The sequence below is a fragment of the Pseudomonas thermotolerans DSM 14292 genome, assembly GCF_000364625.1.
Taxonomy (GTDB): Bacteria; Pseudomonadota; Gammaproteobacteria; order Pseudomonadales; family Pseudomonadaceae; genus Aquipseudomonas; species Aquipseudomonas thermotolerans.
The window spans coordinates 49,622-70,919 of the sequence record NZ_KB822610.1; the positions used below are offsets into that span (position 1 = coordinate 49,622).

The 21,298-nt window shown below is 69.1% G+C and carries 26 protein-coding genes; 14 read left to right on the plus strand and 12 right to left on the minus strand.

Annotated features, from left to right (window positions below; genetic code table 11):
• Nucleotides 1-3: 3 nt before the first annotated feature.
• Nucleotides 4-966, minus strand: coding sequence for an SDR family oxidoreductase (locus H165_RS0110620; RefSeq protein ID WP_017938918.1), 963 nt, complete (start codon nt 964-966; stop codon nt 4-6).
• Complete coding sequence (locus H165_RS0110625) at nt 954-1,871, minus strand: bile acid:sodium symporter family protein (RefSeq protein WP_017938919.1); 918 nt, start codon at nt 1,869-1,871, stop codon at nt 954-956. Before H165_RS0110625 ends, H165_RS0110620 begins: the two co-directional genes overlap by 13 nt.
• A 175-nt stretch (nt 1,872-2,046) precedes the next feature.
• Here H165_RS0110625 and H165_RS0110630 point away from each other — a divergent pair, with 175 nt between their 5' ends.
• On the plus strand, nt 2,047-3,099 hold the full coding sequence (locus tag H165_RS0110630) for a DUF5924 family protein (protein WP_017938920.1): 1,053 nt from the start codon (nt 2,047-2,049) through the stop codon (nt 3,097-3,099).
• On the opposite strand, the gene H165_RS0110635 is transcribed toward H165_RS0110630, so the two are convergent.
• Nucleotides 3,081-4,310 carry a nucleoside recognition domain-containing protein gene (locus H165_RS0110635; RefSeq protein WP_017938921.1) on the minus strand — a complete coding sequence of 410 codons (1,230 nt, stop codon included), beginning with the start codon at nt 4,308-4,310 and terminating at the stop codon, nt 3,081-3,083. The genes H165_RS0110630 and H165_RS0110635 overlap by 19 nt on opposite strands.
• 120 nt (nt 4,311-4,430) lie before the next feature.
• On the opposite strand from H165_RS0110635, the gene wrbA reads away from it, so the two are divergent.
• On the plus strand, nt 4,431-5,027 hold the full coding sequence (gene wrbA / locus H165_RS0110640) for an NAD(P)H:quinone oxidoreductase (RefSeq protein ID WP_017938922.1): 597 nt from the start codon (nt 4,431-4,433) through the stop codon (nt 5,025-5,027).
• A 1-nt stretch (nt 5,028) separates the two neighbouring features.
• Here wrbA and H165_RS0110645 read toward each other — a convergent pair whose 3' ends face one another.
• The 4 genes from H165_RS0110645 to H165_RS0110660 form a co-directional block, all read right to left on the minus strand.
• Nucleotides 5,029-5,715 (minus strand): TSCPD domain-containing protein, encoded by a 687-nt coding sequence (locus H165_RS0110645; RefSeq protein WP_017938923.1) that lies wholly within the window; start codon nt 5,713-5,715, stop codon nt 5,029-5,031.
• Nucleotides 5,716-5,765: 50 nt separating this feature from the next.
• Nucleotides 5,766-7,895 carry an adenosylcobalamin-dependent ribonucleoside-diphosphate reductase gene (locus H165_RS0110650; RefSeq protein ID WP_017938924.1) on the minus strand — a complete coding sequence of 710 codons (2,130 nt, stop codon included), beginning with the start codon at nt 7,893-7,895 and terminating at the stop codon, nt 5,766-5,768.
• Between the two features lie 143 nt (nt 7,896-8,038).
• Nucleotides 8,039-8,500: a bacteriohemerythrin gene (locus tag H165_RS0110655; RefSeq protein WP_017938925.1), complete on the minus strand. Its 462-nt coding sequence runs from the start codon at nt 8,498-8,500 to the stop codon at nt 8,039-8,041.
• 102 nt (nt 8,501-8,602) lie between these two features.
• The gene (locus tag H165_RS0110660; protein ID WP_017938926.1) at nt 8,603-9,496 is read right to left on the minus strand and encodes a zinc ABC transporter substrate-binding protein; all 894 of its coding nucleotides are present in this window, start codon (nt 9,494-9,496) and stop codon (nt 8,603-8,605) included.
• Between the two features lie 67 nt (nt 9,497-9,563).
• Between H165_RS0110660 and zur the strand changes: the two genes are divergently transcribed.
• From zur to H165_RS0110705, 9 genes are all read left to right on the plus strand, one after another.
• Nucleotides 9,564-10,046: a zinc uptake transcriptional repressor Zur gene (zur, locus tag H165_RS0110665; RefSeq protein ID WP_017938927.1), complete on the plus strand. Its 483-nt coding sequence runs from the start codon at nt 9,564-9,566 to the stop codon at nt 10,044-10,046.
• A complete protein-coding gene (gene znuC / locus H165_RS0110670; RefSeq protein WP_017938928.1) occupies nt 10,046-10,840 on the plus strand; it encodes a zinc ABC transporter ATP-binding protein ZnuC in 795 nt (264 codons plus the stop codon). The genes zur and znuC overlap by 1 nt, the downstream gene beginning before the upstream one ends.
• Nucleotides 10,841-10,843: 3 nt before the next feature.
• Nucleotides 10,844-11,632, plus strand: a complete 789-nt coding sequence (gene znuB, locus H165_RS0110675; protein ID WP_017938929.1) for a zinc ABC transporter permease subunit ZnuB — start codon at nt 10,844-10,846, stop codon at nt 11,630-11,632.
• Nucleotides 11,633-11,714: 82 nt separating this feature from the next.
• Nucleotides 11,715-12,356, plus strand: coding sequence for a hypothetical protein (locus H165_RS0110680; RefSeq protein ID WP_017938930.1), 642 nt, complete (start codon nt 11,715-11,717; stop codon nt 12,354-12,356).
• 208 nt (nt 12,357-12,564) lie between these two features.
• Nucleotides 12,565-13,572 carry a methionine ABC transporter ATP-binding protein gene (locus H165_RS0110685; protein WP_017938931.1) on the plus strand — a complete coding sequence of 336 codons (1,008 nt, stop codon included), beginning with the start codon at nt 12,565-12,567 and terminating at the stop codon, nt 13,570-13,572.
• Nucleotides 13,572-14,240 carry a methionine ABC transporter permease gene (locus tag H165_RS0110690; RefSeq protein WP_017938932.1) on the plus strand — a complete coding sequence of 223 codons (669 nt, stop codon included), beginning with the start codon at nt 13,572-13,574 and terminating at the stop codon, nt 14,238-14,240. Before H165_RS0110685 ends, H165_RS0110690 begins: the two co-directional genes overlap by 1 nt.
• Nucleotides 14,241-14,311: 71 nt before the next feature.
• Nucleotides 14,312-15,088 carry a MetQ/NlpA family ABC transporter substrate-binding protein gene (locus H165_RS0110695; RefSeq protein WP_017938933.1) on the plus strand — a complete coding sequence of 259 codons (777 nt, stop codon included), beginning with the start codon at nt 14,312-14,314 and terminating at the stop codon, nt 15,086-15,088.
• Between the two features lie 187 nt (nt 15,089-15,275).
• Nucleotides 15,276-15,917 (plus strand): c-type cytochrome, encoded by a 642-nt coding sequence (locus tag H165_RS0110700; protein WP_026146544.1) that lies wholly within the window; start codon nt 15,276-15,278, stop codon nt 15,915-15,917.
• A 97-nt stretch (nt 15,918-16,014) separates the two neighbouring features.
• Nucleotides 16,015-16,659, plus strand: coding sequence for an HAD family hydrolase (locus H165_RS0110705; protein ID WP_017938935.1), 645 nt, complete (start codon nt 16,015-16,017; stop codon nt 16,657-16,659).
• 63 nt (nt 16,660-16,722) lie between these two features.
• On the opposite strand, the gene H165_RS0110710 is transcribed toward H165_RS0110705, so the two are convergent.
• The gene (locus tag H165_RS0110710) at nt 16,723-16,956 is read right to left on the minus strand and encodes a DUF1161 domain-containing protein (RefSeq protein ID WP_026146545.1); all 234 of its coding nucleotides are present in this window, start codon (nt 16,954-16,956) and stop codon (nt 16,723-16,725) included.
• Nucleotides 16,953-18,077, minus strand: coding sequence for an aminopeptidase (locus H165_RS0110715; protein ID WP_017938937.1), 1,125 nt, complete (start codon nt 18,075-18,077; stop codon nt 16,953-16,955). Before H165_RS0110715 ends, H165_RS0110710 begins: the two co-directional genes overlap by 4 nt.
• Nucleotides 18,078-18,159: 82 nt before the next feature.
• Here H165_RS0110715 and H165_RS0110720 point away from each other — a divergent pair, with 82 nt between their 5' ends.
• Complete coding sequence (locus tag H165_RS0110720) at nt 18,160-18,573, plus strand: PA0061/PA0062 family lipoprotein (protein WP_017938938.1); 414 nt, start codon at nt 18,160-18,162, stop codon at nt 18,571-18,573.
• A gap of 48 nt (nt 18,574-18,621) precedes the next feature.
• On the plus strand, nt 18,622-19,053 hold the full coding sequence (locus H165_RS0110725) for a PA0061/PA0062 family lipoprotein (protein WP_017938939.1): 432 nt from the start codon (nt 18,622-18,624) through the stop codon (nt 19,051-19,053).
• Between the two features lie 6 nt (nt 19,054-19,059).
• Here H165_RS0110725 and H165_RS0110730 read toward each other — a convergent pair whose 3' ends face one another.
• From H165_RS0110730 to H165_RS0110740, 3 genes are all read right to left on the minus strand, one after another.
• Complete coding sequence (locus H165_RS0110730) at nt 19,060-19,491, minus strand: OsmC family protein (RefSeq protein WP_017938940.1); 432 nt, start codon at nt 19,489-19,491, stop codon at nt 19,060-19,062.
• Nucleotides 19,492-19,558: 67 nt separating this feature from the next.
• Nucleotides 19,559-20,560, minus strand: coding sequence for an LLM class flavin-dependent oxidoreductase (locus tag H165_RS0110735; RefSeq protein WP_017938941.1), 1,002 nt, complete (start codon nt 20,558-20,560; stop codon nt 19,559-19,561).
• A gap of 63 nt (nt 20,561-20,623) precedes the next feature.
• Nucleotides 20,624-20,839 carry a dodecin gene (locus H165_RS0110740; RefSeq protein ID WP_017938942.1) on the minus strand — a complete coding sequence of 72 codons (216 nt, stop codon included), beginning with the start codon at nt 20,837-20,839 and terminating at the stop codon, nt 20,624-20,626.
• Between the two features lie 133 nt (nt 20,840-20,972).
• On the opposite strand from H165_RS0110740, the gene H165_RS0110745 reads away from it, so the two are divergent.
• Nucleotides 20,973-21,293 carry an ElaB/YgaM/YqjD family protein gene (locus tag H165_RS0110745; RefSeq protein ID WP_017938943.1) on the plus strand — a complete coding sequence of 107 codons (321 nt, stop codon included), beginning with the start codon at nt 20,973-20,975 and terminating at the stop codon, nt 21,291-21,293.
• Nucleotides 21,294-21,298: the final 5 nt, after the last annotated feature.

Sequence of the window (21,298 nt, forward strand, 5' to 3'; positions counted from 1 at the left end):
CGCCTAGCCGCGCGCCTCGATGCCCTGGGCGGCGAGGAAGGCCAGGAAGGCCTCACGACTGCTGTAGCGCGGCTGGTAGCCGAACTCCTCCTTGAGCCGGCGGTTGGCGAGTACCGGCCGGTAGCGCAGGAAGTCCAGCTGCTCGGGACCGTACTGGGTCAGGCCGAGGGGCTTGAGCAGGCCCAGCACGCCGCGGATCAGCCCCGGCGGCAGCGGCCGGTAGGGCTTGCCGAGGATCTCGGCGATCTCCCTGAGGCTCAGGGCGCCGTCCCCGGCCAGGTTGTAGATACCCTCGGCAGCGCGCTCCAGGCCCAGGCGGATGATGTTCACCACGTCCTGGTCCCAGATGAACACGAAGCGGCTGTCGCTGCCCTTCACCCCCATCACCGCGCGCTTGCGGAACAGCGCGGTGATCTGGTTGTCGACCCGCTTGCCGAGGATGGTGCCCGGGCGCAGCACCAGCTGGCGCAGCCACGGATGGCGCTCGCGAGCCTCGGCGAGGAGGATCTCCACCTCCCGCTTGTGCTTGGCATAGGCGAACTGGGCATGGCCGCGCAGCGGATGGCTTTCGTCGATCCACTCGGCGTTCTCCGGGTAGTAGCCGTAGGCGGCCCCGGAGCTGGTCACCACCAGCTGGTCCACCTCGTATTCGATGGCCGCCTCGAGCAGCGCCCGGGTGCCGCCCACGTCGATGGCGTGCAGGCGCGCCTCGCTCATCCCCGGCGGCGGGGTGACCACCGAGGCGAGGTGGACGATGGCCTGCGGCCGCCAGCGCGCCACGCAGTCGCGCACGGCGGCGGCGTCGGCGATGTCCAGGGTCAGCGCCTCGACGTTGGGCTTCAGCCACTGCTGGCCAAGGGGCCGGATGTCGCTGGCGATCAGCGACCATTCCGGGTGGTAGACGGTCAGGTCGGCAAGCACCTGCTGGCCGATGAAGCCGGCAGCGCCGGTGATCAGGACGCGCATGGCAGGCCCTCCTCCGCGGCCGGCAGCGGCCGGTTGCGCCAAAACAGCACCAGCAGAGCGCCGCTGACCATGTGCCAGGTGCCCCAGAAGGCGGCTACCAGGGCCATGTTCGGCTCACCGCCGAACTGGGCGAAGATCAACCCGAGACCGAGCCCGGAGTTGTGCATGCTGATCTCGATGACCATTGCGCGCAGGTTGGCGCCCGCCTGGCGGGCCAGCTTCGCCATCAGCCAGCCGAGAACGATGGCGCTCAGGTTGTGCAGGACCACGATGAACAGCACCAGGCCGAGGTTCTCGGCGAACAGCTGCCAGTTGCCGGCCACCGCAGCGATCACGAAGACCGCGAAGGCCAGCAGGGCGAAGCGCTTGAACCAGGGCATGATGCGCTCGGCGAAACGCGGCGCCAGGTTGCCCACCAGCATGCCGAGCAGCAGCGGCAGGCCGAGGAGAAACACCAGGCTGACCAGGATGCTCCGCGCATCCATCTCCAGAGCATCGAGGCGCCCGGCCAGGTAGGCCGAGGCCTCCGGGTTGAGGGAGCCGGTCAGGGTGAAGTTGATCGGCAAAAGGACCAGGGCCAGCAGGCTGGACAGCGCGGTCATGCTCATCGACAGCGCCACGTTGCCGCGCGCCAGATGGGTCATCACGTTGGACAGGTTGCCGCCGGGACAGCAGGCGACCAGCAGCAGGCCCAGCTCCAGGCCGGGATGCAGGTCGACCAGCAGGGTCACCGCCAGGGTCGCCCAGGGCAGGATCAGGCACTGCCCGAGCATGCCGGCGAGCACCGGCTGCGGACGGCGCAGAATGCTGGCGAACTGGCGCAGACGCAGCTCCAGGGAAACCCCGAAGATCATCAGCGCCAGGACCAGCCCGAGAATCTGTTGATGGCTTTCGTCGTAGTTCATCGCGCAAGGCTCGGTCTTCTTGTTGTAGTTCACCAGCCTAGTGGCCGGCGGTGCCATCGGCAGTGGCAGCGGCGGCCAGCCGGCATGGCGGAACGCGACAGCATCCGTCGCGCCGCGCTTTTACCCGTCCGCCCCGGGCAGTATGCTGCGCACCTGCCGGAAACCCATCCCCATCATGATCCCGCCGCGCTGGAAAGCCTACATCGCCCGTCTGATCGCCCTGCTGCAACGCTATCCCGGCGTGGTGGCGGCGTTCGGCTTCATCTCCGGAGTGGCCAGCTTCGTGCTGGTCGACCGTCAGTCGCGCTCGGCCATGGTGATGGCGGTCATCATGCTGGTCAGCTGGCTGTGGCTGGTCCTCGAGGGCCTGTTCACCCGGGTGCTGACCCGCCTGATCGGCCGCAGGATCCCCCAGCCGCTGATCAGCTACGGCACCCAGCTGATCCACCAGGAAAGCCTGTTCTTCGTCCTGCCGTTCTTCTTCTTCACCACCACCTGGAACAGCGGCCAGGCACTGTTCACCGGGCTGCTCGGCCTCGGCGCCCTGGTGTCGATCATCGACCCCCTGTACTTCCGCGGCCTGGTGCCGCGCCGCTGGTTGTACCTAGCGCTGCACACCCTGACCCTGTTCGCCGTGATGCTCACCGCCCTGCCGGTGATCTTCCAGCTGACCACCGCGGAAAGCTACAAGCTGGCCCTGGGCACCGCCGTGCTGCTGTCCTTCCCCAGCCTGCTGACCACCTTCCCGGTACAGCGCTGGTGGCGCGGCCTGGCGCTGATCGCCTTGACCCTGGCCCTGGGCGGCGCCGGCTGGCTGCTGCGCTCCTGGGTGCCGCCGGCCAGCCTGTGGCTGACCGAGGTGGCGGTGACCCATCGGGTGGACAACCGCCAGCGCGCCCCCGGCGAGCCGTTGAGCGAGATCGAGGTCGGCCGCCTGCGCGCCGAGGGCCTCTACGCCTACACCGCGATCAGCGCGCCGCGCGGCCTGGCCGAGCGCATCTACCACGTCTGGCGGCACAACGGCCGGGAAGTGGACCGCATCGCCCTGGACATCCACGGCGGGCGCAAGGCCGGCTACCGGGCCTGGACCCACAAGCGCAACTTCCCGCCGCAGCCGGTCGGCGACTGGCAGGTGCGGGTGATCACGGAGAACGATCAACTGATCGGCGTGCTGCGCTTCAGAGTGGTAGACGGCGCCGGCCAGCCGGCTCAGGCGAAGAACCAGTAGCAGACGCCGATCGCCGCCAGCACCCCGGCCAGGTCGGCGAGCAGGGCGCAGCCCACCGCGTGACGGGCACGCTGGATGCCCACCGCGCCGAAGTACACGGCGAGCACGTAGAAGGTGGTCTCGGTGCTGCCCTGGATGGTCGCCGCGATCAGCGCCGGGAAGCTGTCCACCCCGTGGGTCTGCATGGTCTCGATGAGCATGGCGCGCGCCGCGCTGCCGGAGAACGGCTTGACCAGCGCGGTGGGCAGCGCCTCGACGAAGCGGGTGTCCCAGCCGACCCAGGCGACCAGGTGACGGATGCCGTCGAGGGCGAACTCCAGGGCCCCGGAGGCGCGCAGCACGCCGATCGCGCAGAGCATGGCGACCAGGTAGGGCAGCAGGTTCCTGGCCACCTCGAAGCCCTCCCTGGCGCCCTCCACGAAGCATTCGTAGACCTTCACCCGCTTCAGCGCCCCGGCAAGCAGGAACACCAGGATCAGGCCGAACAGGGTCAGGTTGCCGAGCAGCGAGGACAGCGCGGCCAGGGCGCTGGCGCTCAGGGTGGCGAGGAAAGCCATGAAGCCGCCGAGCAGCAGGGCGCCCGGCAGCAGGTAGGCAAGCACCACCGGGTCCCAGAGGCGCAGGCGCTGGACCAGCGCCACGCTGAGCAGGCCGGCCAGGGTCGAGGCACTGGTGGCGAGGAGGATCGGCAGGAACACCAGGGTCGGGTCCTCGGCGCCCTGCTGGGCGCGGTACATGAAGATCGACACCGGCAGCAGGGTCAGCGAGGAGGCGTTGAGCACCAGAAAGAGGATCTGTGCGTTGCTCGCCGTGTCGCGGCTGGGGTTGAGCTCCTGGAGGGCCTTCATGGCCTTCAGGCCGATCGGCGTGGCGGCGTTGTCCAGGCCCAGGCCGTTGGCCGCGCAGTTCAGCGTGATGAAGCCGAGCGCCGGATGGCCGCGCGGCACCTCGGGCATCAGCCGGGCGAACAGCGGACCGAGGGCGCGCCCCAGGGCGTCCACCAGCCCGGCGCGCTCGGCGATGCGCAGGAAGCCCAGCCACAGGGTCATGGTGCCGAACAGGAGGATCATCACCTCCACCGACAGCTTGGCCATGGCGAACAGGCTCTCCACCATTCGCGCGAACACCGCCGCGTCGCCCCCCACCAGCCAGGCGCCCAGCGCGGCGATGCCGGCGACCATGAAAAAGCCCAGCCACAGGCCATTGAGCATCTCGGATCCCCCGTCTTGCGTGTGCGGCGATGATAGCGGCCCAGGGCGCCGGCGTCGCGCAGGCGGCGCCAGACGGGTCTAGGCTGAAGCATCCAACCGACAGTTTCGAAGGTCCCCGCGATGAAGAAGATCCTGGTGCTCTACTATTCGATGTACGGCCACATCGAACGCATGGCCGAGGTTGTGGCCGAAGGCGCGCGCGGCGTGCCCGGGGTGGAGGTGGCCCTCAAGCGGGTGCCGGAAACCATGCCCGCGGACATCGCCCGCCAGGCCGGCGCCAAGCTCGACCAAGCCGCGCCGCTGGCCACCCCGCAGGAGCTGGCCGACTACGACGCCATCCTGTTCGGCACGCCGACCCGCTTCGGCAACATGAGCGCGCAGATGCGCAACTTTCTCGACCAGACCGGCGGGCTGTGGGTGAAGGGCGCGTTGGTCGGCAAGCTGGGCAGCGTGTTCACCTCCACCGGCACCGGCGGCGGCAACGAGACCACCATCACCTCGTTCTGGCACACCCTGGCGCACCACGGCATGCTGATCGTCGGCCTGCCCTACAGCGCCGCCGAACTCTCCGACATCGGCGAGGTGCGCGGCGGCTCGCCCTACGGCGCGGCGACCCTGGCCGGCCCGGACGGTGCGCGCACACCGACGGACAAGGAGCTGGCCCTGGCACGCTTCCAGGGCGCCCACGTGGCGCGCCTGGCGGTGCGTCTGAACTAGCTCAGCCGCACTTGGAGTAGCCGCAGTTCAGGCAGGTGGCGCAGCCATCCATCTTCACCACCGCCTGGGTGTTGCACTTGCCGCACAGCTGCGCGCCGGGCGGGAAGCCGTCGCCCGGCTCGGCCTTGTTGACGCCGAGCTGGGCCTCGTAGGCGGCGCGCTTCTCGGCCAGGTAGAGGCGCTGCTCCTCGTCGAGCTGCTGGCCCTGCATCAGGCCGATGGCGATCAGGTGGCGCTCCAGCACCTCGCCGATCTCGGCGACGATGGACGGCATATAGATGCCGCCGCGCTTCAGGTAGCCGCCGCGCGGGTCGAATACCGCCTTGAGCTCCTCGACCAGGAAGGTACAGTCGCCCCCCTTGCGGAACACCGCGGACATGATGCGGGTCAGCGCGACGATCCACTGGAAGTGCTCCATGCCCTTGGAATTGATGAAGATCTCGAAGGGCCGGCGCACCTCGTGGGGGGTGCCGGGGTTGAGGATGATGTCGTTGATGGTCACGTAGAGCGCGTGCTCGAACAGCGGTGACTTGATCTTGTAGGTGACCCCGACCAGGGTTTCCGGACGCTGCAGGGTCTCGTCCAGCTGGACGACGGAGGCGGCCTCCTCGGCGGCCTGGCGCTCACGCTCGGCGGCCAAGTCGACCACCTCGAAGCCGGTGATTTTCTTATCGATCCTGATGGCCATGTGTTGTCCTCGGCGCTGTCTCTCGGCGGCCGGCGGGCCGCGCCACACGCTCAATACTTGCCGTAATAGCCTTCCTTCAGCGCGTCGAACAGGTTCGCCGCACTGTGGGTCTCGCCGTCGTACTCGACTTCCTCGTCGCCGCGCAGCTCGACCACGCTGCCATCCTCCAGCTTGAAGCGGTAACGGGTGTTCTCCAGGTCGCTCTGCTTGACCAGCACGCCCTGGAAGGCCGCCGGGTTGAAACGGAAGGTGGTGCAGCCCTTGAGGCCCTGGCGCCAGGCATACAGGTAGATGTCCTTGAAGTCCTCGAAGGGGTAGTCGGTGGGCACGTTGGCGGTCTTGGAGATCGACGAGTCGATCCACTTCTGCGCCGCCGCCTGGATGTCCACATGTTCGCGCGGGCCGATGTCGTCGGCGCTGACGAAGTAGTCCGGCAACTGGCCGATCTGCGCATCCGGGTTGATCAACTGGCGGTAGACGAGGAACTCGTGGCTGAGCACCTCGACCTTCTCCTTGGTCTTGCGCCCCGGGCGGATCACGTTGCGCGAGTACTGGTGGGCGAAGCTCGGCTCGATGCCGTTGGAGGCGTTGTTGGCCAGGCTCAGGCTGATGGTCCCGGTGGGCGCGATGGAGCTGTGGTGGGTGAACCGCGCGCCGGTCTCGGCCAGCGCCTCGACCAGTTCCGGGGCGTGCTCGGCGAGGCGCTGCATGTAGCGCGAGTAACGGGCGTGGAGGATCCGCCCGGGCACCTTGTCGCCGACCCGGTAGCCGTCGGCGGCCATCTCCGGACGCAGGCGCAGCATCGCCGGGGTGACCTCGAACTCGCGCTCCAGCAACGGCGCCGGGCCCTTCTCGCGGGCCAGCTCGAGGGCTACCTGCCAGCCGACCAGGGCCATCTCGCGGCTCACCTCCTCGGTGAAGGCGCAGGCCTGCGGGCTGCCGTAGCGCAGCTTGAGCATGCACAGCGCCGAGCCGAGGCCGAGGAAGCCCATGCCGTGGCGGCGCTTGTCGAAGATCTCGCGGCGCTGCTGTTCGAGCGGCAGGCCGTTGATCTCCACCACGTTGTCGAGCATCCGGGTGAACACCCGCACTACCTCGCGGAAGCGCTCCCAGTCAAAGCGCGCCTCCGCACCGAAGGGGTCGATGACGAAGGCGGTGAGGTTCACCGAGCCGAGCAGGCAGGCGCCGTAGGGCGGCAGCGGCTGCTCGCCGCAAGGGTTGGTGGCGCGGATCTGCTCGCACCACCAGTTGTTGTTCCACTGGTTTACCCGGTCGATGAGGATGAAGCCCGGCTCGGCGAAGTCGTAGGTGGAGACCATCACCATGTCCCACAGGTGGCGGGCCTTGACCTTGCCGTGCACCTTGCAGGCCACCCGGCCCTGGTCGTCGGTCAGGTAGCCGTCCTGGATCGGCCAGTCGCGCCAGATCACCTGCTCGGGGTCGTCGAGATCGACCTCGTCGCGCTCCTTGGGATGCAGGGGGAACACCAACGGCCAGTCGGCGTCGGCCTCCACCGCCTGCATGAAGGCGTCGCTGACCAGCAGGCTGAGGTTGAACTGGCGCAGCCGACCGTCCTCGCGCTTGGCGCGGATGAACTCGCGGACGTCCGGGTGGGCGATGTCGAAGGTGGCCATCTGCGCGCCGCGCCGCCCGCCGGCAGAGCTGACGGTGAAGCACATCTTGTCGTAGATGTCCATGAACGACAGCGGCCCGCTGGTGTAGGCGCCAGCGCCGGACACGTAGGCGCCGCGCGGGCGCAGGGTGCTGAACTCGTAGCCGATGCCGCAGCCAGCCTTGAGGGTCATGCCGGCCTCGTGGACCTTGTCGAGGATGTCGTCCATGGAGTCGCCGATGCTCGCCGATACCGTGCAGTTGATCGTCGAGGTGGCCGGCTTGTGCTCGCCGGCGCCGGCGTTGGCGATGATCCGCCCGGCCGGCAGCGCGCCGTTGCGCAGGGCCCAGAGGAAGCGCTGGTACCAGTGCTCGCGCAGCGCCTCGTCGCGCTCCACCGCGGCGATGGCGCGCGCCACGCGGCGGAAGGTGGCGTCCGGGTCGGCATCCAGCGGCTGGCCGTTGCGGTCGCGCAGGCGGTACTTGCTGTCCCAGATGTCCAGCGAGGCCGGCTGCAAAGCCAGTTCGAAGGGGGCGGAAACCTGCGGCTCGTTGCCGATCATGGGCATGAGTAAGTCCTCCCGGTGAAAAGCTCTGCGTATCCTTGCCTAGGCGCGGCGGTCCGCCCAGGTCGGACCCGGTGGGCAGATCGGAACACCATACAGGTTGAAGGCGATGCTCGCCTAGTACCCGACCGGCGAGCCTGCAAGGGCTAACGGAAGAAGCGCTTGAGCGAGCGCGCCAGCCAGCCACCCTCGCTCTTGTCGCGGGTCAGCTCGGCCAGGTTGTTGCGCACCGCCTCCGTGTAGGCGGCGTCCTCGTTGCGGATGTGGTTGAACAGCCAGCGGGCGAGCATCTCACGCAGCTCATGGGCGACGTTCTCGCCGGCGTGGAAGCGCAGCTTGTAGTCGTTGACGCGGCGGATGAACAGCTCGTGGACCTTCTTGTGGGCGCGGGTCAGCGGGTAGCCGGCATCCTCGATCAGGGTCTCCTCGAAGGCGAAGTGGGACATGGTGTAGTCCACCAAGTCCTCGATCACCTGACCCACCGCCTCGCGGTCACCGATCTGCTCAGCGTCGTAGAGCTGGTTGATCATCTCGACGATGCGCTTGTGTTGACTGTCGATCACCGCGATGCCGGTGTTCAAATCGTTCTGCCAGGCCAGATGACCCATCAGTTTCTCCATCAGCTTGCCCGCAAAGCCACGGGCTAGAGCGGTTTAGTCTAAATGACCGGGCGGTCTCGCCTATTGATCCGGATCAAGGTGTGCGCAAGTTCACGGCAGCTCTTCCAGGCAACCGCCCAAGGCCTCGGCGAGGTTCTCCAGCAGCCGCTCGTAGCCGCGGGCGTCCACCGCCACCGCACTGCCCAGAGGGTCCAGCTCGGCCAGGCGCACCGGCAGGCCGGCGCTCAGGGTCTCGGCCAGGCGCGGGCGCAGCGGCGGCTCGCTGAACAGGCAGCTCGGCCCGGCCTGCTGCAGGCGGGCGCGCAGCTCGGCTACATGGCGGGCGCCGGGCTGGACCTCCTGGGCCACGGCGAACACTCCAGCGTGTTCGAGACCGTAGGCCGCCTCGAAGTAGTCGAAGGCCTCGTGGAACACGAAGTAGGGCTTGCCGGCCAGGGGCGCCAGGCGCGCGGCGAGGCGCGCGTCGAGGGCCTCCAGGCGGGACTGGAAGGCGATCAGGTTGGCCTGGTAGCGCGCCGCGTTGGCCGGGTCGGCGGCGGCCAGGTCGGCGGCGATCTGCGCGGCGATCACCTTGGCGTTGGCCGGCAGCAGCCAGAGGTGGGCGTCCAGGCTGCCGGGACGGTGGTCATGGTCATGCTCGTCATGGTGCGCCTCGCCGAAATGCCGCAGCTGCAAGCCGGCCAGCTGCTGTACGGCGACGCTCGGCCGGCTGCGTCCGGCCAGCACCTTGGGCAGGAAGGTCTCCAGGTCCGGGCCGATCCAGTACAGCAGCTCCGCGGCGCCGATGCGACGCACCTCGGAGGGACGCAGCACGTAGTGGTGCGGGGAGACGCCCGGGGGCAACAGTACCTCGGGGCTGCCCACCCCGTCCTGGACGGCGGCGGCGATCAATTGCAGGGGCTTGATGCTGGTCAGCACCCGGACCTCGGCCTGGGCGGCGGCGGCCCAGGCGCAGAACAGCAGGACGCAGAAGTATCGGAACACGGAAAGCGCACTCTTTGAGCAAAAGAGTTATAGAATAACGTCTCCATCCGTCATCGTCGCTGCTGCCATGACCCTCACCCCCCTGGCCTCGCGCCCCCACGACCATTCCCACTGCGTGCACAACGCCCTCGCCGAGGCCGAGGCCCTGTGCGCACGTCAGGGCCTGCGCCTGACCACGCTGCGCAAGCGCGTGCTGGAGCTGGTCTGGCAGAGCCACAAGCCGCTGGGCGCCTACGACATCCTCGGCGTGCTCACCGAGGAGGACGGCCGCCGCGCCGCGCCGCCGACCGTCTACCGGGCCCTGGACTTCCTCCTTGAGCACGGCCTGGTGCACCGCATCGCCTCGCTGAACGCCTTCGTCGGCTGCAACCACCCGGCGCAGGCCCACCAGGGCCAGTTCCTGATCTGCCGCAACTGCCACGCGGCCATCGAGCTGGAGCAGGAGGCGATCAGCCGGGCGATCGTCGACAGCGCCCGCGAGGTGGGCTTCAGCGTCGAGCAGCAGACCGTGGAAGTGGTCGGCATCTGCGCCGGCTGCCGGGCCGCCTGATGGGCGAGCCGTTGATCCGGCTCGACGGGGTGTCCGTCGAGTTCGCCGGCCAGCAAGTGCTCAGCGAAGTGCAGCTGCGCGTCCACCCCGGCGAGATCGTCACCCTGATCGGTCCCAACGGCGCGGGCAAGACCACCCTGGTACGCGCCGTGCTCGGCCTGCTCACCCCCGACCGCGGCCGGGTGCACCGCAAACCGCACCTGCGCATCGGCTACATGCCGCAGAAGCTGCACGTCGACGCCAGCCTGCCGCTCTCGGTGCTGCGCTTCCTGCGCCTGGTGCCGGGGGTGGATCGCGCCAGCGCCCTGGCGGCGCTCGCCGAGGTGGGCGCCGAACAGGTGATCGACAGCCCGCTGCAGAAGATCTCCGGCGGCGAGCTGCAGCGCGTGCTGCTGGCCCGCGCGCTGCTCCGCGAACCGGAGCTGCTGGTCCTCGACGAACCGGTGCAGGGCGTCGACGTGGCCGGCCAGGCCGAGCTGTACCGGCTGATCACCGAGCTGCGCGACCGCCACGGCTGCGGGGTGCTGATGGTCTCCCACGACCTGCACCTGGTGATGAGCACCACCGACCAGGTGGTCTGCCTGAACCGCCACGTGTGCTGCTCCGGGCATCCCGAACAGGTCGGTAGCGACCCGGCCTTCGTCGAGCTGTTCGGCCAGGCCGCGCCAGCTCTGGCGGTCTACCACCACCACGACCATGCCCACGACCTGCACGGTGCGGTGGTCCGCCAGCCGGGGCTGAGCATCCTCGGCCCCGTGCACGACCACCGCCACGGTCCCCACTGTCGTCACTGAAAGATGCCCGATTTCCTATTCAACGCCCTGATCGCCGGGCTCGCCCTCGCCCTGGTCGCCGGTCCGCTGGGATCCTTCGTGGTCTGGCGGCGCATGGCGTACTTCGGCGACACCCTGTCCCACGCCGCGCTGCTCGGCGTGGCCCTCGGCCTGCTGCTCGGCTTCAGCCCTGCCCTGGCGGTGACCGCCGGCTGCCTGCTGCTGGCCCTGGTGCTAGTCACCCTGCAGCAGCGCCAGCCGCTGGCCTCGGACACCCTGCTCGGCATCCTGGCACCGACCACCCTGTCCCTCGGCCTGGTGGCGCTGAGCTTCATGTCCGAGGTACGCATCGACCTCATGGCCTACCTGTTCGGCGACCTGCTGGCGGTGTCCACCACCGACCTGGCCTGGATCCTCGGCGGCAGCGCCCTGGTGCTGGTTCTCCTGATGCTGCTCTGGCGGCCGCTGCTGGCGATCACCGTGCACGAGGAGCTGGCGCGGGTCGAGGGCCTGCCGGTGGCCGGCCTCCGCCTGGCGCTGATGCTGCTGATCGCCCTGGTGATCGCCGTGGCCATGAAGATCGTCGGCGTGCTGCTGATCACCTCGCTGCTGATCATCCCCGCCGCCACCGCCCAACGCCACGCGCGCACCCCCGAGCAGATGGCCGTCGGCGCCAGCCTGCTCGGCCTGCTCGCGGTGGGGGGCGGACTGGCGCTGTCCTGGTTCCAGGACACCCCGGCCGGGCCGTCCATCGTGGTCAGCGCCGCCGCGCTGTTCCTGGTCAGCCTGGCGCTGCCACGGCGCGGTGCCTGACCTCCCGTCGACGCCCGCATTGGGGGAAATCCGCAGGGCGATGTAGACTGGCATGCTTTCGCGCAATCACGAGTCACCGAAAATGCCGTCGTTCACCCCAGGTTATCTGGCGATAGCCGCACTTTCCCTGGTGCTGGCCGCCTGCCAGAGCTCCCCGGGCGCCTCCGCCACCGCGCCGGCCGACGCCATCGCCCGGCTGGAAGGGAGCATCGCGCAGGGCCGGCTGGCGGCCGCCGACGAGCAGCTCGCCGCACTGCAGCAGCGCGCCGCCGGCGACCGCCGCCTGGAGGCCCTGCAGCGCCAGCTCGCCGACGCCTACCTGGAACGCGGCCAGAACGCCCTGCAACACGGCGACCTGGACGCCGCTACCCATGCCCTCGGCCGGGCCCGCAGCCTGAAGCCCCAGGCCCCGGCGCTGACCACCGGCCTCGATGCGGCCATCAGCCAGGCCCGCAAGGCGCAGAGCCGCACGGTGCCGCTGCCGATGCTCGACGCGCGCGACGCCGCGGCGCTGCGCGCGCGCCTCGACCAGGTCGCCGCCGAGGTGGTGGACTGCCAGTGCCAGGTGCGCATCCAGGTGCGCCAGCGCATCGACTACCCTTGGGTCGCCTCGCTGCTCGAAGCCGGGGTCAGGCGCCGGCAGCCCGACTTCTCGCTGCGCCTGAGCGAGGCACTGCAGCCCGATGAGCCGCCACAGCTGCTGCTCAGCCCGGCCAGACCCTAGCCGGAAACGCGCCTGGGGCGCCGGCACCGGCCGTCGGCTTATTACTGTTTGGATGGTAAATCGAATAATAAAAACTAAGATCGCATAAGCAGTCGGGCTAGAATGCGCACCTTCGGCCAACCGCCTAGAGTCGTTGGAACCCGTCGCCCTTGCCTACCCGGCGAACATGCGGCCCGCTTCCCGATGTCGTACCCATAAGGTTCAACCAGTGATCGAATTCGACCGCGTCCACAAGGCGTATCTCGTCAACGGCCGCAGCATTCCGGCGTTGCAGCCCACCAACCTGTCTATCGAGGCGGGCGAGGTGTTCGGCCTGATCGGCCACTCCGGCGCCGGCAAGAGCACCCTGCTGCGCCTGATCAACCGTCTCGAGGAGCCGTCCGGCGGACGCATCCTGATCGACGGCGAGGACGTCACCGCGCTGGACCAGCACGGCCTGCGGCGCTTCCGCCAGCAGGTCGGGATGATCTTCCAGCACTTCAACCTGCTGTCCTCCAAGACCGTCGCCGAGAACGTCGCCCTGCCGCTGAAGCTGGCCGGCGAGCTGGACCGCGCAGCCATCGCCGAACGGGTCGCCGAGCTGCTCGAGCGGGTGGGCCTGGCCGAACAGGCCGGCAAGTACCCGGCGCAGCTTTCCGGCGGCCAGAAGCAGCGCGTCGGCATCGCCCGCGCCCTCGCCACCCGGCCGAAGATCCTACTCTGCGACGAGGCCACCAGCGCCCTCGACCCGCAGACCACCGCCTCGGTGCTGCAGCTGCTCGCCGAGATCAACCGCGAGCTGCGCCTGACCATCGTTCTCATCACCCACGAGATGGACGTGATCCGCCGGGTCTGCGACCGGGTGGCGGTGCTGGATGCCGGGACCATCGTCGAGCAGGGCCCGGTGGCCCAGGTGTTCCTCCATCCGCAGCACCCCACCACACGACGCTTCGTGCTGGAGTCCGAGCACCTCGACGAAGACAGCCTGCACGCCGACTTCGAGCAGGTGCCCGGGCGCATCCTGCGCCTGACCTTCCAGGGCGAGGCCACCTACGCGCCGCTGCTCGGCACCGTGGCGCGCGAGACCGGGGTGGACTACAGCATCCTCGCCGGGCGCATCGACCGCATCAAGGACACCCCCTACGGCCAGTTGACCCTGGCCCTCACCGGCGGCGACCTGGACGCCGCGCTGGCGCGTTTCGAAGCCGCCGACGTGCACCTGGAGGTACTGCGCTGATGCTCGAACAACTCCTGCCCAACGTGTTCTGGCCGGAGATCTGGCAGGCCAGCCTGGACACCCTGAACATGCTCGCCGGCGCCATGCTGTTCACCGTGCTGCTCGGCCTGCCGCTCGGCGTGCTGCTGTTCCTCACCGGGCCGCGCCAGCTGCTCGAGCAACCGACCGTGTACCGCCTGCTGTCCTTCGTGGTCAACCTGCTGCGCTCGGTGCCCTTCGTCATCCTGCTGATCCTGATGATCCCCTTCACGGAGCTGCTGGTCGGCACCTCGCTGGGCGTGCCCGGGGCCATCCCGCCGCTGGTGGTGGGCGCCACGCCGTTCTTCGGCCGTCTGGTGGAGACCGCCCTGCGCGAGGTGGACCGCGGCATCATCGAGGCCACCCAGGCGATGGGCGCCACCACCCGGCAGATCATTTTCAGCGCCCTGCTCCCGGAGGCGCGGCCGGGGATCATCGCGGCGATCACCGTCACCGCCATCACCCTGGTCTCCTACACCGCGATGAGCGGCCTGATCGGCGGCGGCGGCCTCGGCGACCTGGCGGTACGCTACGGCTACCAGCGCTACCAGCCGGACGTGATGGCGGTCACCGTGGTGCTGCTGCTGATCCTCGTGCAAATCCTGCAATCCGCCGGCGACCGCCTGGTGGTGCATTTCTCCCGCAAGTAAACACGCAAGAAGTAGGAAATCCGCGGGGGATCGGTCGGCCGAACCCCGCCCCATACACAAGGAGTCGAACCATGAAAAAACTCTTGGCCGGTCTGGCCGTCCTTGCCGCCTTCCACACCGCCCAGGCGGCGGAAACCCTCAGCGTCGCCGCCACCCCGGTGCCGCACGCGGAGATCCTCGAGTTCGTCAAACCCATCCTCGCCAAGGAAGGGGTGGAGCTGAAGGTGCGCGTGTTCACCGACTACGTGCAGCCCAACCTGCAGGTCCAGCAGAAGAACCTGGACGCCAACTTCTTCCAGCACCAGCCGTACCTGGACGAGTTCAACGCCAGCCGCAAGACCGAACTGGTCAGCGTCACCGGCGTCCACGTCGAGCCTTTCGGCGCCTACTCCAGCAAGCACAAGAGCCTCGCCGATCTGCCGCTGGGCGCCACCGTGGCCATCCCCAACGACGCCACCAACGGCGGCCGCGCCCTGCTGCTGCTGGACAAGGCCGGGGTGATCAAGCTCAAGGACAACAGCAACATCGCCGCCACCCCCAAGGACATCGTCGAGAATCCCAAGGCCATCAAGGTGCGCGAGCTGGAGGCGGCCACCCTGCCGCGCGTGCTGAACCAGGTGGACCTGGCGCTGATCAACACCAACTACGCCCTGGAAGCCAAGCTCAACCCCACCCAGGACGCCCTGGTGATCGAGGGCAGCGACTCGCCCTACGTGAACATCCTGGTCGCCCGTCCGGACAACAAGGACAGCAGCGCCGTGCAGAAGCTGGCCAAGGCCCTGCACAGCGAAGAGGTCAGGAAGTTCATCGAGGACAACTATCAGGGCGCCGTGGTGCCGGCGTTCTGAACCCTCCCTCGCTGGTCTGCGAAGCCCGCTTGAGCGGGCTTCGTTCGTTCTGGGACGGAGTTCGTGACAATTTTGCGATTTTCGTCACCTTGCCTCGGCGATTCATTGAGCCAGATCAGCACCCGAGGCGCCTTCCTTGCGTAGAGTTGGCGGCTCGCCGGGAGCCGGCAAGCTCTGGAATTGCCTCATGCGTACAAGAACAGCCCCATTGCCTCTGCTCTTCCTCTGCATCAGCGCCCTGGTGCAGGCCAACGACGATCCCATGGCGCGCTTCGACGCCATCATGGGCAACCCCGAACAGCGCGCCCAGGCCTACGCGGCCGGCCAGGAACGCATCACCCTGTGCGGCTACTGCCACGGTGAGGACGGCAACAGCAAGCGCGACTACATCCCCAACCTGGCCGGGCAGAACCCGCGCTACCTGTTCAGCGCCTTCGAGCAGTACGTCGACGGCCACCGCACCCACTTCGTGATGAACCAGGCGGCGAAGATGCTCAGCCTCGAGGAGCGGGTGAACATCGCCGTCTACTTCAGCCAGCAGACCGTCAAGGCCCGCCAGTCCAGCGCCGGCGAGCCGAGCCTGCAGGATGCCGGCCAGGCGGTGTTCCAGGACAAGGCCTGCTACGGCTGCCACGGCGACAAGGGCCAGGGCCAGGAGAACGCCCCGCGCCTGGCCGGCCAGCCCGCCGAGTACCTGCGGGTGACCCTCAACAAGTACCGCGAGGGGGATCCCAGCCGCACCGGCTCGATCATGCAAACCGTCGCCCCGCAGCTCAGCGAGCGGGAGATCGACGCGGTGGCCGCCTACCTGCAGCAGCTGACGCCCTGAACGCCACCGGCCTGCGGCACCGGGCGGGCGCGGGCGCCGGCAGCGCCCCGCCCGGGCTGGTATCCTTGCCGACCGTTCCCTTCCGCCAGGCGCGTCCATGGATTACCCGCACATCCTCTTCGACCTCGACGGCACCCTCAGCGACCCGCGCGAGGGCATCACCCGCTCGGTGCAGTACGCTCTCGCCCAGCTGGGCATCGACGAGCCGGATCTGGCCCGTCTGGAACACTTCATCGGCCCGCCGCTACTGCAGTGCTTCATGGCCAGCTACGGCTTCGACGAGGCCACCGCCTGGCAGGCGGTCAACCACTACAGGGAGCGCTTCAGGGTCACCGGGCTGTACGAGAACCGCCTGTTCGACGGCATCCCGGCACTGCTGGAACGCCTCGTCAGCCAGGGCCGCACGCTGTACATCGCCACCAGCAAGCCCACCCTGTTCGCCGAGGAGATCGCCCGGCACTTCGGCATCGCCGGCTACTTCCGGCGCATCTACGGCAGCGAGCTGGACGGGACGCGCACCGACAAGGCGGAGCTGCTCGCCCACCTGCTGGAAACGGAAGGCCTGCCACCACGGAGCGCGCTGATGATCGGCGACCGCAAGCACGACCTGATCGGCGCGCGGCGCAACGGTTTGGACTGCGCGGCGGTCGGCTACGGCTTCGGCAGCTTCGCGGAATTGGCGGCGGAGCAGCCGACCTACCATTTCGCCACTCTGGAGGAGTTGCGGCTGGCCTTCGGCTAGGGCCCTTGCCGCCGGTGCCAGCGGGAGAGGGCCAGGCCAAGGGGCGCCGCAGCCCGCAACAGCTCAGCTGCCGTTCTTCTGGTAGATGATCTTCTTGGTGCCACCGTCGCAGCTGCCGACCACCATGCTCGGGTCGGTCACCTCGTCGTTGCGCACTATCTCCAGGGTGTAGCTGGTTACCCCGGCGGCCTGGATCTTCACCTCGATCTCCGCCTTGAGCTCCTCGCAGGGCTTGGTCGCAGCCGCGGCGCCGCCGGCCAGCAGGCCGAGCAGGACGCCCGCCATCCATCTGTTCATCGTTTCTCGTCCTCGGTGGACCCGGTACCGTGTTGGACTGCGCCGGTGACGGCCGGGTTCTCCGCCAGCAGGGCGCGTAGGGTGCGCTGGCGCTCCTCGACCGGCAACCGGCCGAGCGCCGCGGCGCGCGCGTAGAAGGCCGCCCAGTCGCCCGCCTGGCGGTAGAGCGCGGTGAAGGCCGGCACCCACTGGTCGTACAGGCCGAACGGCAGCAGCCGGGCGTTGTTCAGCGGCGCGGCCATCCAGGCATCGTAGCGGCGGTCGCCCTGCCATTCTCCATCGCGCAGGCGCCGGTACTCGGCGCGCAGGCGCTCGAACTCGGCAGCCTTGCCGGCGCGCTTGGCGTCCTCGTCCAGTTCGCTGGCGTAGAGCTGCCGCAGGCGCTCGCGGCTGGCCAGGATCAGTGCGGTGAACTGCTCGCGCTGCCGCTCGGTGCGACCGTCGGGCGGCGGCAGACCGCGCGCCGCCCGCCACTGGCGAGCCCCCTCGCGCTCCACGAAGCTGGCGAAGGACTCGTTGAAGGCGGTGTCGCCCGGCACGTAGACCCGCTGGTGGGCCAGCTCGTGGAAGATCAGCGCGGCCAGGCGCTCGTCGTCCCAGCGCAGCATGCTGCTGAGGATGGGATCGTCGAACCAGCCGAGGGTGGAATAGGCCTCGATGCCCGCCACGTAGGTGTCCCAGCCCTCCAGCTGGAGCAGCGCCGCCGCGCCGCGGGCCGCGCCCTGGCGGTAGTAGCCGCGGTAAGCGACGCAGCCGGCGATCGGGAAGCAGTGGGTGAGCGGCGTCAGGGACAGCTCCGGGGTGGCGAACAGGTTCCAGACCACGTAGGGGCGGTCCAGCTCGACGTAACGCCGGTAACTGCGGTTGTCCGGCAGCCCCAGCTCGCGACTGGCGAAGGCCCGCGCCTCCTGGGCCAGGGCCAGGCGACGGCGCAGCTCGGGGTCGCGGGACTGGTCGCGGAGGATCGACTCCACCGGCTCGCTGCGCCGAAGCAGGTCGAGCTGACCCTCCACCAGTTGGTCGTAGTAGGACAGGCTGGTGCAACCGCCCAGCGCGCCGGCCAGCAGCAGGGGAACCCAGAGGGCGGAGATACGGTCGAGAATGCTGGACAGGAAACTCATGGCGGGCCGGAGCGCTGCGGGATTCTCGCACGACACTACTGCATCCGGCGCCGCTCGTCTGCCTGAAGACCTGGAGCACCGCATGCGTACCCCGCTTCTCATCGCCGGCCTGATCGCACTGGGCGGCTGCTCGCTGCTGCCACCGCACGACCCGAGCCAGGCCTGGATCGACCTGCACACCTCCCCCGACAACCGCCTGCGCGCCGCCGAAGTGGACTACCGGCCGCTGGACGACGAGCGCTTCTTCCAGGTTCCGCCCGGCCACCACACCCTGCAGGCGCGCCTGGAATTCACCGTGCCATCCAGTGACATCGGCCCGGGCGGCGAGCAGCACACCCGCAACTGTCAGGTGCTGGTGGAATACGCCGACTTCGCCGCCGGCAAGCGCTACCGACTGGTCGCCGGCAACGTCGGCTTCCGCACCTGGGCGAAACTCTACGACGCGCACAGCCGGGAGCTGGCCCGCGGTCGCGAGGGGCGCTGTGGAGAGTTCTGAGGCGCGCGAGGCTATGCTTGGAGGATCACGCCGTACCGAGACCTTCCCATGCGTTCCTTGTCCCCTCTGATCCTCGCCGCCACCCTGACCGGCTGCGCCAGCGACCTGCCACCGCGCGATCCGCAGCAGGCCTGGGTCGAGCTGCACGCCCAGTTGCCCAGCCAGACCCTCAGCGCCAGCCGCCTGGATGGCCAGCGGCTGCGCGACGGCCGCTTCTTCCAGATGCCCCCGGGCGCCCACGAACTGGTGGTGCGCTACACCTTCGAGCGTTCCGGCGGCGGAAGCGGCGGGGGGATGCAGCCGGGCAGCACGCCGGGCGACATCAGTTGCTACCTGCGGGTGCGCTACGACGGCTTCACCTCCGGCCAGCGCTACCGCCTGGAAGCCCGCCCGCTGGCCGCCAAGGCCCAGGCCTGGCTGTACGGCGAAGGACGCACCCCGCTGGCGCGCGGCGAGGTGCTGCGCTGCGGACCCTACTAGCGCCCCTCAGTTCTGCAGGCTGGCTTCCAGGGTGATCTCCGCATCCAGCAGGCGGGACACCGGACAGCCGGTCTTGGCCGCCTCCACCGCGCTCTCGAAGGCCGCCCGCTCGGCGCCTGGGACGTGCGCGCGGAGCGCCAGGTGCACGGCGCTGATGGTGAAGCCTCCCTCGTCCTGCTCCAGGGTCACCTCGGCCCGGGTTTCCAGGCTCTCCGCGCTCATTCCGGCAAGTCCCAGCTGCATGGCCAGGGCCATGGTGAAGCAGCCGGCATGGGCGGCAGCGAGTAGCTCCTCGGGGTTGCTGCCCGGCTGACCCTCGAAGCGGCTGCGAAAGCCGTAGGGCGTGTCGCGCAGCGCGCCGCTCTCGGTGGACAGACTGCCGCGGCCGTCCCTCAGACCACCCTGCCAGTGCGCCGTGGCGTGCTTGGTGATGAGCATTGCGCTTTCCTCCTCACGGTCACCGCTGTCTCCCCCAAGCCTAGGCCATCAGCGGATTTCGGCACGCTCAGCCCTGCTGCAGTCCGGCGAGTATCTCGTAGGCGCGCAGGCGGTCGGCGAAGTCGTACAGGTCACAGGTGAAGATCAGCTCGTCGGCGCCGGTCTGCTCAAGCAGCACCTCCAGGCGCGCGCGGACCTTCTCCGGGCCGCCGACCAGCGCCAGGCCGAGGAAGTCACCCACTGCCTGTCGCTCGTGGGGCAGCCAGAGGCCCTCCATGCTTTCCACCGGCGGGCGCTGTACCAGGCTCTGACCGCGGATCAGGGCGAGGATGCGCTGGTAGGCGGAAGTAGCCAGATACTCGGCGCGCGCGTCGCTGTCGGCGGCGAGCAGCGGTACGCCGAGCATCAGGTATGGCCGATCGAGCACCTCCGAGGGCCGGAAGTGGTCACGGTAGACGCGGATCGCCTCGTGCAGCAGGCGCGGCGCGAAGTGCGAGGCGAAAGCGAAAGGCAGGCCCTTCATCCCGGCCAACTGGGCGCCGAACAGGCTGGAACCGAGGATCCACAGCGGCACCCGAGTGCCGCTGCCGGGCATGGCGATCACCCGCTGGTCCGGGGTGCGCGGGCCCAGGTAGCGCTGCAGCTCCTCGACGTCGGCGGGAAAGTCGTCCGGCCCGCCGAGGCGGTCGCGGCGCAGGGCATGGGCGGTGTACTGGTCGGCTCCCGGGGCGCGTCCGAGCCCCAGATCGATGCGCCCGGGGTAGAGGGTCTCCAGGGTACCGAACTGCTCGGCGACCACCAGTGGCGAATGGTTGGGCAGCATCACCCCGCCGGCGCCGACGCGGATCCGGCTGGTGCCGGCGGCGAGATAGCCGATCAGCACCGCGGTGGCGGAGCTGGCGATGCCGTCCATATTGTGGTGCTCGGCCACCCAGAAGCGGGTGTAGCCGAGGGCCTCGGCGTGGCGGGCGAGGGCCAGGGAATTGCGCAGCGCCTCGGCGGGGCTGCCGTCGTCGCGGATCGGGGCCAGGTCGAGGACGGAAATGCGGATGTCTGCCAGTCGGGTCATAGGGCCTCCAGGGTCGTCCCTGCAATGTGGGGACGACCCGGGCGGCAGGCAAGCCCCCGCCGCTCAGCTGTCGGCGATGCGGAAGCCCGCCTTGAGGGTCACCTGGTAGTGGGCCACGGCGCCGTTGACGATGTGCCCGCGGGTTTCCACCACCTCGAACCACTCCAGGTGCTTGAGGCTCTTGGCCGCCTCGGCGATGGCGTTGTGGATGGCGTCCTCGATGCTGGTCTTCGACGAGCCGACCAGCTCGACCTTCTTGTAGATATGGTGATCGGACATGGCGCTTCTCCTCGGGTTGGGCCGGCATCCCTGGGGCGCCGGAAGCCTGTTCTGAGCTTCAGCCTAGTCGCACTTTCCAGCCCCGGCGCAGTCGGATGCTTCAGCTCCCACGCAACCCCCGGAGGTTCCACCCATGCCCCTGCTCTCCCGCAAGCAGTCCCTGGAAGACCTGGAAACCGAGCTGAACAACCTGCTGAGCAGCCTGGAACAACTCAAGGAAGGCGCCAGCGAGGAGTCCCGGCGCTCCCTCGGCCAGCTCAGGCGCAACGTCGAGAACGCCCTGGAACATAGCCGCAAGCTGCTCGCCGAAAGCTACGACCAGGTGCTCGAACGGACCTGTCAGGCCGGCCGGGCGACCCGCGAGTTCGGCCGCGAGCATCCCCTGGCCAGCGCCGGGTTGCTGCTCGGAGCGATCGGCCTGATCGGCTACTGCCTGTATAAAAACCGCCACTGAGCCGC